The organism is Paenibacillus aceti (genome assembly GCF_003614185.1).
GTDB lineage: Bacteria > Bacillota > Bacilli > Paenibacillales > Paenibacillaceae > Fontibacillus > Fontibacillus aceti.
In genome coordinates this window covers 1817653-1832313 of record NZ_KZ987724.1, presented here as the reverse complement: position 1 = coordinate 1832313, position 14661 = coordinate 1817653, and the positions used below count along the sequence as shown (strand labels likewise).

General features: G+C 48.0%; 14 protein-coding genes and 2 pseudogenes. 12 read left to right on the top strand and 4 right to left on the bottom strand.

All coding sequences use genetic code 11. From position 1 onward, the window contains the following. Positions 1-29: 29 nt before the first annotated feature. The 6 genes from BFJ94_RS08040 to BFJ94_RS08015 all read left to right on the top strand — a co-directional run bounded on the left by BFJ94_RS08040 (position 30) and on the right by BFJ94_RS08015 (position 5369). A complete protein-coding gene (locus BFJ94_RS08040; protein WP_120462194.1) occupies positions 30-740 on the top strand; it encodes a response regulator transcription factor in 711 nt (236 codons plus the stop codon). Position 741: 1 nt separating this feature from the next. Beyond that, positions 742-2139, top strand: a complete 1398-nt coding sequence (locus BFJ94_RS08035; RefSeq protein WP_120462193.1) for a sensor histidine kinase — start codon at positions 742-744, stop codon at positions 2137-2139. 120 nt (positions 2140-2259) lie between these two features. Then, positions 2260-2931: a VOC family protein gene (locus BFJ94_RS08030; RefSeq protein WP_120462192.1), complete on the top strand. Its 672-nt coding sequence runs from the start codon at positions 2260-2262 to the stop codon at positions 2929-2931. A 94-nt stretch (positions 2932-3025) separates the two neighbouring features. Next, positions 3026-3523 carry a GNAT family N-acetyltransferase gene (locus BFJ94_RS08025; protein WP_120462191.1) on the top strand — a complete coding sequence of 166 codons (498 nt, stop codon included), beginning with the start codon at positions 3026-3028 and terminating at the stop codon, positions 3521-3523. A gap of 105 nt (positions 3524-3628) precedes the next feature. Beyond that, positions 3629-4006, top strand: coding sequence for a BlaI/MecI/CopY family transcriptional regulator (locus BFJ94_RS08020; RefSeq protein WP_120462190.1), 378 nt, complete (start codon positions 3629-3631; stop codon positions 4004-4006). A 1-nt stretch (position 4007) separates the two neighbouring features. Continuing rightward, positions 4008-5369: a M56 family metallopeptidase gene (locus tag BFJ94_RS08015; RefSeq protein WP_120462189.1), complete on the top strand. Its 1362-nt coding sequence runs from the start codon at positions 4008-4010 to the stop codon at positions 5367-5369. Between the two features lie 56 nt (positions 5370-5425). On the opposite strand, the gene BFJ94_RS08010 is transcribed toward BFJ94_RS08015, so the two are convergent. Then, positions 5426-5896, bottom strand: a complete 471-nt coding sequence (locus tag BFJ94_RS08010; protein ID WP_120462188.1) for a helix-turn-helix transcriptional regulator — start codon at positions 5894-5896, stop codon at positions 5426-5428. 74 nt (positions 5897-5970) lie between these two features. Between BFJ94_RS08010 and BFJ94_RS26045 the strand changes: the two genes are divergently transcribed. Both BFJ94_RS26045 and BFJ94_RS25790 read left to right on the top strand, forming a co-directional pair. Further along, a complete protein-coding gene (locus BFJ94_RS26045; RefSeq protein WP_276145665.1) occupies positions 5971-6102 on the top strand; it encodes a hypothetical protein in 132 nt (43 codons plus the stop codon). Positions 6103-6240: 138 nt separating this feature from the next. Next, the gene (locus BFJ94_RS25790; RefSeq protein ID WP_120462187.1) at positions 6241-6993 is read left to right on the top strand and encodes a TrmO family methyltransferase domain-containing protein; all 753 of its coding nucleotides are present in this window, start codon (positions 6241-6243) and stop codon (positions 6991-6993) included. A gap of 240 nt (positions 6994-7233) precedes the next feature. On the opposite strand, the pseudogene BFJ94_RS08000 reads toward BFJ94_RS25790, so the two are convergent. Next, positions 7234-7335 (bottom strand): annotated as a pseudogene (locus BFJ94_RS08000) (DNA-binding protein); the annotation flags it as partial. 213 nt (positions 7336-7548) lie between these two features. Between BFJ94_RS08000 and BFJ94_RS07990 the strand changes: the two are divergent. Beyond that, positions 7549-8175 (top strand): hypothetical protein, encoded by a 627-nt coding sequence (locus BFJ94_RS07990; protein WP_120462185.1) that lies wholly within the window; start codon positions 7549-7551, stop codon positions 8173-8175. Between the two features lie 218 nt (positions 8176-8393). Further along, positions 8394-9818, top strand: coding sequence for a DHA2 family efflux MFS transporter permease subunit (locus BFJ94_RS07985; RefSeq protein ID WP_120462184.1), 1425 nt, complete (start codon positions 8394-8396; stop codon positions 9816-9818). A 65-nt stretch (positions 9819-9883) separates the two neighbouring features. Here the strand turns inward: BFJ94_RS07985 and BFJ94_RS07980 are convergent, their stop codons facing one another. Then, positions 9884-10564 (bottom strand): M50 family metallopeptidase, encoded by a 681-nt coding sequence (locus BFJ94_RS07980; protein ID WP_120462183.1) that lies wholly within the window; start codon positions 10562-10564, stop codon positions 9884-9886. 329 nt (positions 10565-10893) lie between these two features. On the opposite strand from BFJ94_RS07980, the gene BFJ94_RS07975 reads away from it, so the two are divergent. Beyond that, a complete protein-coding gene (locus tag BFJ94_RS07975; RefSeq protein WP_120462182.1) occupies positions 10894-12702 on the top strand; it encodes a glycoside hydrolase family 30 protein in 1809 nt (602 codons plus the stop codon). Between the two features lie 151 nt (positions 12703-12853). Beyond that, positions 12854-13449, top strand: a pseudogene (locus BFJ94_RS07970) (histidine phosphatase family protein). 449 nt (positions 13450-13898) lie between these two features. Here the strand turns inward: BFJ94_RS07970 and BFJ94_RS07965 are convergent. Next, positions 13899-14660, bottom strand: a complete 762-nt coding sequence (locus tag BFJ94_RS07965) for an RluA family pseudouridine synthase (protein WP_120462181.1) — start codon at positions 14658-14660, stop codon at positions 13899-13901. Between the last annotated feature and the right edge of the window lies 1 nt (position 14661).

Here is a 14661-nt window from a genome sequence, read left to right as displayed (position 1 = left end):
TTGGTATAATGGCAATAGGTGATGACATTATGGAAGATTTGAAGCACAAAAAAGTGCTCATCGTAGAGGATGAGCTTGAAATCCGCAATATGATCGATCGTTTTTTACGTAAAGAAGGCTATACTCGCATTTTCTGTGCAGCTAGCTGCCAGGAGGCCTTGGCAATTTGCCGGGCGGACAAGCCGGATATCGCTATCCTGGATGTTATGCTGCCCGATGGCGATGGTTTTGTGCTGCTGACCTCGATCCGTCGTTTTTCTTCAATGCCCGTACTGTTCCTGTCCGCGAGAGGGGAAGATGAGGATCGGCTGCTAGGTCTCGGACTTGGTGCAGATGACTATATGGTGAAACCTTTTTTGCCACGTGAGCTTATGCTGCGGCTTCATATTATTTTGCGGCGAGTCTATGCAGCCCCGGTGGTAGAGCAGTTGCCGGTTTTCCGGCTCGGCGCTTACATCGTCGATTTGGAAGGGGCGGTAGTACGCAGCGATCAAGGGGAACAGGCCTTGACCGCCAAGGAGCATGCGCTATTGGTGAAGCTCTATCATGAGCGAGGGAGAATTGTGACAAGTGATGCGTTATGTCAGGCGGTGTGGGGGGACGATTATTTTGGCTATGAGAATACTCTAATGGTGCATATCCGAAGAATCCGGGAAAAGATAGAGGCCCATCCCTCCAGCCCCGAGCATCTGATTACTGTTAGAGGGCTTGGTTACAAGCTGATCGTGACGGAGGGGTAATATGGACGGTGCTGCTCATATCTTACGGCGCTTTGCGAGAACGACCATCGTGATATCTGTGTTTTTGCTTATCTTGAACTTTATTTTGCTCGGAGTCTGGATTTTTAAGGGGATGAATGTGGAGCAGTCTCCCTATAGCCTGGTGCAGACAGTAGCTGAAGCCCTGCAAGCCAGTTCCAATGGTTTTACTTTGAAAAAAGAGGGAGAACAGCTGCTCGAGCAAAATAGCGCCTGGGTCATGTTGATCGACGACAAGGGAAAAGTCATCTGGAATAGAGATCTGCCAATCTCACTGGATCGGTCATATTCGCTGACTGAGGTAGCCCAATTCTCGCGCAATTATTTAATGGATTACCCTGTATATGTCTGGGAGCATGCCGAGGGACTGGTTGTCGTCGGTTTCCCGAAGACAAGTATGGCCAAATATCAATTTAATGTTCCGGTCGGATGGGTGAAGGGGCTTCCTTTTCGCATCGTGGTGATGGTTCTGGGGAATGCGGTGCTTGCTCTACTATTATCTCTATTGATTGGCTCCAGACTGATTAAATCGATCAAACCGCTTCTTCATGGAATCTACTCGCTCGCCCATGAGCAGGATGCTTATGTTGAACCGAAGGGCGTATTCAGCGGCTTGGCCCAGAGTATTAATCATACATCGTTATTGTTACGACAGAAGGATGCCTCGCTTAAAGCCAGGGATGAAGCGCGATCGAACTGGATTGCCGGCATCTCTCACGATATTCGCACGCCACTGTCGATGGTGCTGGGTTATGCCAGCGAGCTGGAGGAGAGTCCGGCCGTGCCCGCAGAGCAGCGACAGCAGGCCGCCATTATCCGGCAGCAAGGCGAGAAGCTGCGTTCTCTCGTCAGCGACCTGAATCTGGTCTCCATGCTGGAGTACGACATGCAGCCGCTGCATACGAGAAGATTGCGGTTATCGGTATTGGCTCGGCAAGTTGCTTCGGATTTTCTCAATCAGGGGCTGGATGACAGATTTATGCTGGACGTGGATATTAGCGATGAACAGCTGCAGGTAAAGGGGGATGAGAAGCTGCTGATCCGGGCTATTACGAATCTGGTGCAGAACAGTATCCATCATAACCCGGAGGGCTGCCAAATCATCGTGCAGACCTCCGCATCCTCGGATGGGCGAAGCTGCCGCATCATCGTAATGGATAATGGACAAGGGGTGGCTGAGCGTGATCTTCCGGACTTGCTGAAGCTGCCTTATTCGTCGGCAAGACGGCGTCCGGTGCGTAACGGTCATGGACTAGGGCTGCCTATGGTTGCCCGAATCGCCAAGGCTCATCAAGGGCAGTTCAGCCTGATCAGCGATGAAGGCCAGGGCATGCAAGCGATCATCGAGCTTCCCGCAGGGTCATGCTCTGAACAGACGTAATCAATCAGATCCGAAGTCTGCAAGGGAGAAGAATGGCTTCTCCCTGCCACAGTCTCCATGTATAATCAGGGAAGAGGCCCATGCGTATTAAGTGTAAATTTAACTTGGGAGGGAAAAGAAATGATTCTGGAGAGGGTTGAGCTGCTGACAGCAAATTTATCAGAAACGAAGTCGTTCTACAAAGATGTACTGGAGCTGGAGCTTGTCGAGGATCGTGAAGATACCTTCATCGTTCAGGCGGGGGCGACCCAAATCAGATTTGAAGCGACGAGGGAGTATGACCGTCCGTTCTATCATTTTGCACTGAATATTCCGGAGAATCAATTTCGCGAAGCGAAGAGCTGGATTCAGTCCAGGGCAAGCTTAATTCAGGAAGAAGGGGATGACGAGGTGTTCTTCACCTCCTGGAACGCCCACTCTGTATATTGTGAAGATCCTTCCGGTAATATTGTTGAATTTATCGCTCGTCACAATCTCCCCAATGCCATTTCACGTCCTTTTCATAGCCGTGAGATCCAAGGAGTGAGTGAGATCGGTGTGGTCGTTCATGAGGTGATTCCGTTTGTCAGGACCTTGAACGGGATCGGCCTGCCCAACTGGAAAGAGGACAGTGAAGGACTGACTCCGGTGGGGGTTGAGCACGGCTTATTGATCGTCGTCAGAAAGGGGAGAACCTGGTTTTTCTCGAATCAGAAGCCTGCGGAGTATTATCCGCTGCGGGTTACGATCCAAGGGATTGGCAGGATGACCTTCGTAGAGGACTCCACGTTTGTGATTGAGCAGGCTCCATAGAAATAAGGGAAGTACATGACTGATCTGAAATATTCATTTCATTCGCGGAGCCGTAATTTGACTCGCTAAATATGAATGGGGGGCAAGCAGCAGGATGGAAGACTATGAGAATTTGCAGTTCCATTGCATAACTGACGAGGATGTTGCTGTTTTGACTGAAATGATGACCCGTGCCTTTGATACGGATACCCGGTTGTTTCTGGGATGTGATAAAGGGGGACCCACCGGATATGATAATGGCGAATATATCAGAAAATGGGGAGCACATTCACCAACCCACTCCTATAAGGTGATATTGGATGATCAGGTGGTCGGAGCCGTCATTGTATGGATCAATGCCAATAAGGTGAATCGCCTGAGCTGCCTGTTCGTTGATCCATTATTGGAGAATCGCGGAATCGGACTTGCCATCTGGCAATACATAGAGCGGAGATATCCAGAGACGATGAAGTGGATCGCCGAGACCCCGGGTTACTCCAAACGGAATCATCATTTCTATGTTAATAAGTGCGGATTTAAGATTGTCAAAATATTGAGCCCGATGAGTCGTGAAGAGGAGTGCTATGTGCTGGAGAAAGAAATGCGTGAATAGATAGCTGCTCTCTCATTTTAGGCAAATGTAAAATAAGATTGACTTTGATTTTAGACGGATGTAAAATATCAAAAAAGACAGTTGCCTAAAAAGGAGTGAAGCTTTGTGGACAACATCAAGAAATTACCGGATGCTGAATTCGAAATTATGAAGGTAGTGTGGGCGAATGAACCGCCGATTACGACCGCCATGGTCATGGAACAGCTCGGTAAAGAGCGGAAGTGGAAAGCGCCTACGGTGATTTCCCTTATGATGCGTCTGGTGGAGCGGGGATTCCTACGCACGGAGAAGCAGGGGAAGGAGCGCAGTTATTTTCCTCTGATCGATAAGGAAGAATATCTTGCTCTGGAAACAGAGCATTTCATGAAGCAGTACCATGAGAATTCCTTCTTGAGCTTCATCAATACGTTATACAATGGCAAGCGGCCGAGTGATCAGGAACTGGATGAGTTGCTGAAATGGGCCAAAGAACGGAGGGAATGAGATGCATACCTTCATGATTGCGCTATTGGAATGCTCGTTTTCCATGACGGTAATAGGGATGCTCTATATGGCGTTGATGCCGGTTTTGCAGCGGCGTTTTACAGCAAGTGGACGATATTACGCTTGGCTGGTGATCGCAGTTGGACTGATCATCCCGTTCCGTTTTCATTTCTCCTCCCCCCTGTTCACAATTGATGCATGGATTCCGATGTTGCAACAGTCGCAGGATTCTATGAATGCCCTTCCGCCAGCTTCTTCCGTAGAGGCCATTGCGTTGTTCCCTTGGCATATATTGCTGTTCGCCATCTGGGGCATGGGGTTGAGCTTGTTCGTCATCTATCATATCCATCAGCATAGACGATTTCTGGGTATGGTACGACGCTGGGGCGCAGCATACTCCGATGAGCAAGGTCTGCTTCTATTGCAGGAGATGAAGGAGAGTATGAGGATTACCCGTCCGGTGAGGCTGCAGGTATGCCCCGGCATTCTCAGCCCGATGCTGATCGGCTTGTTCCGTCCGGTTATTCTGCTGCCTTCCGCCGACATTTCAAGGCACGAGCTTCAGTTCTTCTTGAAGCATGAGCTGGTTCATCTCAAGCGTGGGGATATTTTGGCGAAAATATTGATATTTATGGCGACCGCACTGCATTGGTTCAATCCTTTTGTGTACCGGATGGCCCGGGAAATCGAACTGCAATGCGAGCTTTCCTGCGATGAGGAAGTGATTCACTATTCCGATATTCAGTACCGGCAGCAGTATGTGGAAGCGATTATTGGCTCGATGAAGCGTCAGGCAGGACAAAGGGCGATCTTATTATCAACCAGCTTCTCCAACAATAAGCTGAATCTGCAGAGAAGGGTGCGTTCGATCATGGATACCCGGGTCAAAAAATGGGGGCCATCGCTGCTCGCCATCATCCTCTCGGCCATATTAATCATCGGCGCGGTGATACAGTTGAACCCGGCCAAGCCTGACGAATCCGAAGCTTCGCTGGGAGAATCTGTGCAGCCGGTTATGGGAACTGGTAATTCATCGGATCAGACGGAGAAAGGTGAATCTTCTGACGAAGCTTCGATGGATTCGGAATCAGCGGATAAGGAGCTGTCCGGGACTCCGAAGGAACAGCCAGAGATGATGGTGCCTGTACCTCAGCCCTCAGAGGGGGAGGCAGCCAGTCAGGACAATCCGATCTTGATACAGGACCAGCAGTCATCATTAGATTTCTCCGTTGTGCCTAGCGCATCTGCATCGCCTACAGTGGAGCTGAGAGCGAGTATGCCATCGGCGAAGGAAGCGGATGCTATGGTACTGGAGGAGTCGGGAGTATTCATCTTGAAGGCTGGAACTGAGCCGACGAATTAGCGGTGAACCTATGAATGATAAGCTCTAGAATAGAGCGCCCGCTTGGGTGCTCTATTTCATGTTGTCGTATTATTAGGAGTGATGACAAACACGCAACGATTGTCCCCCTCCAAGATATGCTCGCTTCGCTCAATCACCAGATCATCGCCCAGCACTTGTTGAAACAGGTCTGCTTCGTTCCTGCACAGACTGGAGCAGGCGCGGGCCGCCTCGCAGATCGGACAATGCTTCTCAATGAAATAATAGGTTCCATCCTCATTATCGATGATCTCCGCCATATACCCCTCAGCGGTTCGTGTTACTGCAAATGCCTTTAATTTACCCTCCAAGGGCAGGCTGCGGGACACCTTGCTCTGGTACTCCTTAATTTGCTGGCGATTGCGAATCTCCAGCATTTTCTCTAATCCTTCTTCTCCGAACGCTTCCTTCATAGAATCGATCAGACTTAAGGTCAGATCAGCATACCCGTCGGGAAAGAGTCGGTTTGCTTCCGAAGTGAGCCTCCACATTTTGGCCGGCCGTCCCATGGATCTCGGCTCCTCGGTGAAGGACACCAGCTCCTGCTCTTTAAACGGCGGCCGTATCGATGGAGGCGGCGATTATGCTGGCTATGGTGTTCAATATTGCTCTGGTTCTGTTAAGTCTGATTGCAAACGCCAGAACCAAGCGGACGCCATGCGAGACTTATCGTTCGCAAGAGCGAGTGGTGCTTAACCACGTCCAGAAAAACTGAATAGATTCATATGAGGACCTCCCACGCAGATATCCAATCCGGCAGGGAGGTCCTTCGTTATTTCGCTCGTTAGCGTCCAAGGGTTCAGGTATAATATCGTCATAAGCGGCAGAGTACGTGCCTATATAACAGGAGCTGATGACCATATTTAGAATTGGGGAATTCTCGAAGCTGACTCAGGTGTCCATTCGAATGCTGCGTTATTATGATGAGACGGGTCTTTTAAAGCCAGCGCAGATCGATAATCAAACCGGTTATCGTCATTATTCCGTGGAGCAAATTCCCGTCTTGCAGAAAATTATTATGCTGCGGGATCTTGGATGCAGTGTGGCCGAAATCGCCAAGCAATACAACTTCATATTGAAGCAAGTACCCAGTTATCCGGTCGTTTCTTTGCGGCGGGTCGAAATCATCACGCAAGAGAAAATTGACGTAGATCCCCATGCACCGGGTATTGCCCTTTATCATGATCAAGAGTTCAAGGAGACGAATGTCGATGTGGAGGTATGCTCGATGACGTCTCATTTACGAAACAATCCATCGCGGGCAACATATAGACGAACGGAGCAAGTGGAATTGATGGCATGCGCTATGGTATACGGGCCGTTCGAAAATATTAAAGGTGCTTATCTGTCATTTGCTCAGTCCCCGATCCGTCCCAATCCGATCGCTCTGACCGCTTCACAAATCATGGCTATCGATGATGAGGAAGGAGTCATCCAAATCGCTTATATTGATGCTAATGACCATAGCCCTGTTCTCGATCTGAAGCCTTACACACCTAGCCTGGATCGAGTGGAGCGCCCTGAGGTGCCGTTATGGTGCAGAGACTGGCCTAAGAGTATGGAGGAATCCGCCGCATTTGACTGGAGTCAAGTATTTAATTTCTGATTTCTGACCCTACTTGCCTAGTCGATTTCATAGATAGCTAATTAGTTGCAATAATGCACTTATTCCTCGGTAAATGGCCTTGAAATCAGGAAATAGTTGCGAATATACAACTATTTCCTGAGCTTAAGCCTCGATCAGCCGAGAACCGTCTGAATAGTTGCAGAAAAGCAGTTATATCCGCTATGGAGCGCCTCTAGGGCAAATTTAGTTGCATATATGCAGTTATTCATCCTCTAACCCCTAATAAGCCGGATAATAGATGGTCATGCTCAATCGGGTCATCATCTCCCCAGCATTATAGTAGGTGTGGGGTCGGTCAGCCCTAAAGCGGATGGACTCCCCTCGCTCAATTTGTCCAATCATCGTTTTACTTGTTTCGGCGTTGGCGCGGGAATTTTTGCTATTATTGTATTGTGCAGTTTTTTTAATATATTGCTTGTCCGATTTATGCCGATGATTGAGCTACCTTTGACGATCTTTGGCGTAGGTTATATGTTATATTTAGCGTTCAAATACTCACCAGCCAGGGGTATAGAATAGAATGGAGTGGAAACTATGCGTAAATGGCCCAAGCCTTTTATGGAACCGGAACAGTTAAGACGGAATTTAATTGCGATGAGTACACTGGATATTATATTGTGCTCGGAGGATTGGCTGCGCAGATACCAGTACAATCCGCAGTGGGAAGAAGATGCAGAATTGTTCAGCATCAGTAATGGCGCCGGGGATGAGCTTTATCTTGTGTTCGCCCCTGAAGGAATCATAATCAAGGGATTTGATCATGAATCGGAAATGAGTCCCTATGCTCGAGAGGATGGCGAGGCTTGGCCGGGAATTTACGAGCAGGTGCCACCCGCTCTGCTGGCCCGGCTGAATGATGATTCACTCTGCAAGGAAGATGTAACCTTCTGCTTGTGGAGAGAGTGTGGAGATACAGTATGGAACTGTGGCGACGTAGATTCTTCAGGACTAAATGATGGTTCGAGCTTCCTCTTAGGAATGATCTATGAAGCAGCGGCCGATTATGTGGATTGGGCCGAGGATTACTATGAGCTGGAGCTGCCGGAGTATGCAGTTGAAGAGATTTATAACGGCGCAGTTGTCAGTGAAGATCTGATCCGAAGCATAAATCCGGAGCGGGATGTGCAGGCGACTTTGAAGGAGACTCAAGTTTTGTCCTAATATGTACCTGAAAGAGGGATTTTCTGAGAAAAAGTTTGTCCAAAATATGAATTTTACATATAGAGCGTAGAAAAAACACTTACATCAGAAATTTTATTTTTGTTATATTTAAAAACAGACCGATCGGAAATGATAGAGTGCACTCACAATAAAAGGAAAAATTATCGCTGACGTCGACATCGCGACTTTCCAAAAAATGATTGAAGGAGTTCTTTTAAGTGAATAAAAGTATCAAAACAGGACCTATTATGGCGGCTCTCTTAGTTGCTGGCTTTGTGGGTCTGTTTAGTGAAACGGCACTCAATATAGCACTGGGGGACTTAATCAATATTTTTAATACTGATGCTACGACGATTCAGTGGTTAGCTACAGGGTATTTCTTAACACTTGGTATTTTGGTTCCGGTAACAGGCATCTTAATGCAGAAGTTCACTACACGCCAGATGTTTATGACATCTTTAATTTTATCAATAGTAGGTACTTTTCTTGCTGCATTAGCGCCGATATTTAGCGTGTTGTTGATAGCGCGCGTAATTCAAGCTGCCGGGCTGGCGATTATTCTTCCCTTAACACAGAATGTGATTTTCACGATTTACCCGCCTCAGAAACGGGGGATGGCGATGGGGGTAATGGGCCTCGTCACTTTAGCGGGTCCAGTTTTTGGCCCTACATTAGCAGGAATGATATTGGATATGCTATCCTGGCATTGGATCTTCTGGTTCACCACTCCATTCTTATTGTTCTCGCTGATCTTCGGTTTCGTTCACATTCCAAATGTGAATGAAACTCGTAAGGTATCGATCGATATGCTGTCCGTTGTATTATCCACGATTGGTTTCGGCGGCATAGTGTATAGTGTAAGTGTCGGAGGGGATTATGGCTGGACGAGCCAGCTTGTTATAGGAACAATTATTGTAGGAATGATAGCATTGATTTTATTTGCTATCCGTCAGACCAAGTTAGAGCAACCTATGTTAAATTTGCAGGCATTCCGGTATCCAGTGTTCATATTAGGTCTATTGATGAATATGATCACCTTCTTGAATATGCTATCGATGCTTGTAATACTACCGATGTATTTGCAGATGGCTCTTCTGGTTTCAGCATTTATGACTGGTTTGATCATGCTTCCAGGTAGCCTACTGAATTGTATTCTAGCGCCGACGATTGGCCGATTATTTGACAGATATGGGCCCCGTGCTGTAATTACACCTGGGACTATTCTTGTTGCTGTAGGTTATGGACTATATGCCCTGTATGGGACAGAGACAGCTCTATGGATTATGGTGGTCACCCATCTTATAATGATGCTTGGAGTTGGTATGGTGCTGGCATCAGTACAGACGAATACATTAAATGCACTGCCGATGCAATATTATCCAGATGGCATTGCTATTACACAAACCTCTCAACAAGTATCCGGTGCGGTAGGGATTGCTGTCATGGTCTCTCTTTTCGCTACGAAGCAAAGCAGCTATCTGTCCGGCTTCGCGAATGACTTGCCAGGTGCTACTGCTGCCGGGACTTCATTTGTATTTATCATCAGCTTTTGTCTAGCTGTAGTTAATATTGCTCTTTCCTTGTTCATTAGAAGGCCTGTAGCAGACCTTGCTAAAGAGCATAGCGTCCAGCTGCAAGCGTAAGGGCCAACCTGGATATTTTACGGGACATTGTTGATGTCCATATGGAGTTTCTGATGAGCTAAGCGCTATCCGTTCCGTTGAGCACGGCTGCCGATTTTCCAATAGAATTGTAATGCCAGTCTAGCGCATAAGCATGCGATCAGCACGAATAATAAGGCCCACACCACAGCAGGCAGGATGGTCATATTCGCCAAGTTGGTGGCATCGCCTGCTTGATCGGGGTGAAGGATCGATTGTGCCAGCAGGAAGATCGGACCAACCACCGATTCCTCTAAACATAGGAAGGCTAGCAGCAAATAATAGAAATTGCGGACCCGTCCGCCAATAAAATAGAACAGCAGATTCACCAGAATGAAAAAGAGAAGCCACCACAGTCCGTACCCCGAGTGTACGAATAAGACAACCGTGGTCAGTGCGACGACACTAATGGCGATGAGCCCGGCTGCTTGCTTTTGCTTGTAATAGCCGAAGAACATGGCAATTGAGCATAAGGAAGCTGTGATATAGCCAGCAAGAGACACGATGAATTGGCTCCAGCCCGGCTGCAGAATGGAATAGGTGACCCCGCTGTGATCGGGATTCAGCACGATGCGCAGCACCTTACCGGACAGGAGCAGGGTCAGAATAGCATGACCTAGCTCATGAAACATCGTATCGATAATACGGAACCATCCCGAGAAGGGAATGAACCGGGTCAGAATTGCAGCGCCTAGCAGGAATAGCAATGCTTTCAACCATTTATTCATAGAGTAACCTCTCACATTAGCTTTGTTAGAACTCTAAATACAGATACTGATATTATACGGGAAAATAGACCTTTGAGACGCTCCAGTGATCAAATAATTTGATGCTGGGGCGTTTCTTTTTTCACTCTAGCTGAAAATCGAATAAGAAGTCACCATAAGAACAGGTTTAAGTCACAATTATGGTAGCCCGATTCGATTTACCTGTTTATAATCGTCGAGTAAGCATGTAAGAACGAGGAAGGGAGGAATAAAGACTCGGCTTCAAATTTTATTTGAAAGCGCATTCAAATCCTTGGCCACATCATTTTAAAAGTAAAGGTGGTTTTGAAATGAGGACAAAGAGTCTTAAAAAACGAATGGCTGTAATGATGAGCACACTACTCCTGACGCTTATGATCGTACCACTTAACGCACATGCTGCAACAGACGTCAGCATCAACTGGAATGACGTGAAGCAGGAAATCGATGGTTTTGGGGTTTCGCAGGCCGGATGGTCGGGTGCCATTTATGATTTACAGGAACCCGCAAGAAGCCAAATAATGGATCTGTTATTTACGCAGGATAATGGGATCGGCCTCTCTATTCTTCGCGGAGCTTTATTCGCCGAATACAATCCTGCCCCGGGCCAATTTGACTTTACAGTAAGACCGGATCAGGTATGGGTGATGCAGCAGGCCAAGGCAAGGGGAGTTGACAAGCTTGTAGCATCGACCTGGAGCCCGCCTGCCTGGATGAAGACGAATAATTCTACAACCCATGGCGGGTATCTGAAGCAGGAGAACTACGGTGATTACGCACTTCTGATGTCTAAATTTATCAAGGAATACAAGCAACAATTTGATCTTGATCTCTATGCCGTTTCCATAGCCAATGAACCGAACGCCATGACCTTCTTAACCTGGGATTCATCAGAATGGAATTCAACGAATTTTCAGGTCTTTCTGAAGGATTATTTGAAGCAAGCGATGATTGATGAGGGGGTGTCCTCCACCAAGGTGATCGCTGGCGAGTCCTCCTGGTGGTCTGAGGATCTGATCAAGGATTCTTTGAATGATCCGGCTTCCGCAGAAAGACTGGATATCGTCGGCGGTCACAACTACCCGATTCCAATTCTGAACGTAGAGCTTCCGACAACACCTTTCTCAACCGCTGTCTCCAAAGGCAAAAAGGTATGGATGACCGAGGTATCCAAGGTAGACTCCTATGATCCTGGCATCAACTCCGGGCTCAAATTCGCTAAGCAAACCCATGACTTCATGACCAAGGCAGGCGTCAATGCATGGCTGTACTGGACAGGGGCGATTCCGGGCGACAATGATGAAGGATTGATTAATGTTGATAAAAATACCAGCACCTATAAGATTACGAAGCGCTACTATACACTAGGCAATTTCAGCAAGTTCATCAAGCCGGGATATGTACGGATTGGCGCACCGGAGAATCCGAAATCGAATGTCTATATCTCGGCCTATAAAGACCCGGCAACTGATAAGTTCACGATTGTAGCGATCAATAATGGGGATGCCACCGCAGAGGTTAATCTAGTCCCTAATGGATTTATGTCAGGCTCATTGACGCCTTATACCACCGATGATCAAATGAATTTGGCCCAAGGGGCGGCAATCCCTTCAACTGGAGGAAAGTTCCAAACGATCATACCTGCGAAGAGTGTTGTCACATTTGTAGGTGAAAATGGCTCGGCACCTGCTCCCCAAGAGCAGACTCTCGTTGATGATTTGGACGACTGGTCAAAGACATTTTCTCATACTAGCGGGCTTGTGATGGATTCCAGCAATAGCGGTTATTTTAATGGCGATGCCTCGAGAGTTAAAAGGCTGGATGGTACAACGGAGAGCTTCGTGTACAATATTCCGAACATCACCTCATTCCAAGCCGTATTCTATCAATTTAGTGTCTGGGACGGAATCGCCTTTTATGTGTCCTCTGATCAGGAGAACTGGACGAAGTTAGCTCACGCAAGCACTCCGGGAGTTTACACAGGTAGCAAGTGGTACCAGAAAACTTATTACTCCGTAGAATTGCCGCCAGCAGGCACTCAATACCTGAAGGTCGAGCTATCGGGTAGTGATTCCTGGGAGAAGCAAGTGTCTCAAATGACCATTAATTACACGTTATAACCAGTTTCAAAGGATAGCTGAGAGAAGGGGGTGTGCATGCTTTATGCATGTCCTCTTTTTCCTTTTTTACTGATTTAAGCAGGAATACGGAGCTACTTGTTAGAACTACAAAGCATTAATGGTACTGTAAATTCGAGAATGGAGGTGCAGATTGACCAGACTGGGACTGATCCGACACGGAATTACTGATTGGAACCGGGAGCGACGGGCACAAGGCCAGTCAAATATTCCATTGAATGATATAGGCAGATGGCAGGCTCGGTTACTGGCAGAGCGGTTGCGGGCTGGAGGATGGGATTGTATTTACTCTAGTGACCTGTCACGAGCTCAAGAAACGGCGAGCTTGTTGGAACAGTGCTGGGCTTAACGGTCGCTACAGATGAGCGGCTTAGAGAAATGCATAAGGGGGAGACCGAAGGAACGACGCTTGAAGAGAGGATTGCCAGATGGGGGCAAGACTGGAGAGAACTGGAGTTAGGAATTGAATCGAGGGAGTCGATTACAGCGCGGGGAATTTCAATCATCTCCGAGATTCTGCATCATCATAAGGGACAGAATGTCCTTATCTTCAGCCACGGAGCGCTGATCAGTTATACTGTCAAAGCGTTGATTCCTGAGCAAAATATAGACCAGCATATGCACAATACAGCGGTAACAATAATTAAACATAATGGTGGCTGTGGCTCGAAGTGGGCATGCGAGCTGTTCAATTGCGCCGGACATCTGTCTGATCAGGCTGTTGAATAAGCATTAGGAAGTCTCCCGGAGCTCTAACGAAACACCATATCGTTATTTTCGCAAAATCAGCAACAAATTAAATCTAACGAAACACCATATTGTTATTCGGGTGAAAGTCTGCCGTTTAGCCCCTTTTTTGTCGCAATAGCGATCCCCAGTTTCGTTAGATTTTGAAATGGCTCCATTGGGGGCAAATAGCGATACGCAGTTTCGTTACAATCAAGAGCAGCCTCTGTTTTGGCGTTCTCAAAGTCATACAATGGTCTAAACCTGCAATTATGCAGGAATTTCGCATACAATCCGCCCGGCCAGGGTAAATTCCTGCGATAATGCTGCATATTTGCAGTTTTCGAGCTGCGCGAAGAATTAAGAAGGCCATCCGATAACAATACCCAATCGGATGGCCTTAAGATGCCGAGCCCCATGGCATGGCCAAAACAAAACACGGCTGGGCCAGCTTATATATGACCGCTCGAGACGAGGTTCTCAGCGACCTGCGCGTATATTCGCGTTTCCCACTGATCCCAAGGGAATTGAGCTGGTGGGTAGGAGACCAGATCGACAGGCTCCTTGGATACCGGATGGGGGAAGCCGACGTATAGAGACCAGAGGGCGATCTGTTGGCCGGGCTTGTTCACACGGGCTCCGTACTTCTGATCCCCGTATAATGGGCAGCCGAGCTGATTCATCTGCACGCGGATTTGGTGTGAACGACCGGTATGCAGCTCGATCTGCACCAATGACAGCCCATGCTTGCCCGATGTGCCGAGCACGGTATAATCGAGCATCGCTTCCTTGCCGCCGGGCGTCCCTGCCGCCACGACGGACACGGTGTTCGTCCGCTCATCCTTCAGCAGCGTGTCGATCAGGCGTCCCCGCGACTCCTGCGGCTGTCCATGAACGACAGCCAGGTAGCTCTTCGCGAACTTCCGCGTTCGCACAGCATCCGATAGACGGGACGCCGCTTTGGACGTCTTGGCGAAGATCATCGCTCCGCCAACCGGACGGTCGAGCCGGTGAACGAGACCTAAGTACACATTCCCCGGCTTCTGATAGCGCTCCTTAATATCCTCTTTTAACAGATTCAATAGATCGGCATCGCCACTGGCATCCTCCTGGGTCGGAATATTCACCGGTTTCTCGATCCCGAGCAGATGATTGTCCTCATATAGAATTCGCATCTTCGGCTGTCCCGATGTCCAACCTGCGGCAGAATTCATC

Bases quoted from the DNA above. Each gene is read 5' to 3' on its own strand.
- BFJ94_RS08040 (WP_120462194.1), top strand. From the start codon at position 30: ATGGAAGATTTGAAGCACAAAAAAGTGCTCATCGTAGAGGATGAGCTT.
- BFJ94_RS08035 (WP_120462193.1), top strand. From the start codon at position 742: ATGGACGGTGCTGCTCATATCTTACGGCGCTTTGCGAGAACGACCATC.
- BFJ94_RS08030 (WP_120462192.1), top strand. From the start codon at position 2,260: ATGATTCTGGAGAGGGTTGAGCTGCTGACAGCAAATTTATCAGAAACG.
- BFJ94_RS08025 (WP_120462191.1), top strand. From the start codon at position 3,026: ATGGAAGACTATGAGAATTTGCAGTTCCATTGCATAACTGACGAGGAT.
- BFJ94_RS08015 (WP_120462189.1), top strand. From the start codon at position 4,008: ATGCATACCTTCATGATTGCGCTATTGGAATGCTCGTTTTCCATGACG.
- BFJ94_RS08010 (WP_120462188.1), bottom strand. From the start codon at position 5,896: ATGGGACGGCCGGCCAAAATGTGGAGGCTCACTTCGGAAGCAAACCGA.
- BFJ94_RS26045 (WP_276145665.1), top strand. From the start codon at position 5,971: ATGCTGGCTATGGTGTTCAATATTGCTCTGGTTCTGTTAAGTCTGATT.
- BFJ94_RS25790 (WP_120462187.1), top strand. From the start codon at position 6,241: ATGACCATATTTAGAATTGGGGAATTCTCGAAGCTGACTCAGGTGTCC.
- BFJ94_RS07990 (WP_120462185.1), top strand. From the start codon at position 7,549: ATGCGTAAATGGCCCAAGCCTTTTATGGAACCGGAACAGTTAAGACGG.
- BFJ94_RS07980 (WP_120462183.1), bottom strand. From the start codon at position 10,564: ATGAATAAATGGTTGAAAGCATTGCTATTCCTGCTAGGCGCTGCAATT.
- BFJ94_RS07975 (WP_120462182.1), top strand. From the start codon at position 10,894: ATGAGGACAAAGAGTCTTAAAAAACGAATGGCTGTAATGATGAGCACA.
- BFJ94_RS07965 (WP_120462181.1), bottom strand. From the start codon at position 14,660: ATGAATTCTGCCGCAGGTTGGACATCGGGACAGCCGAAGATGCGAATT.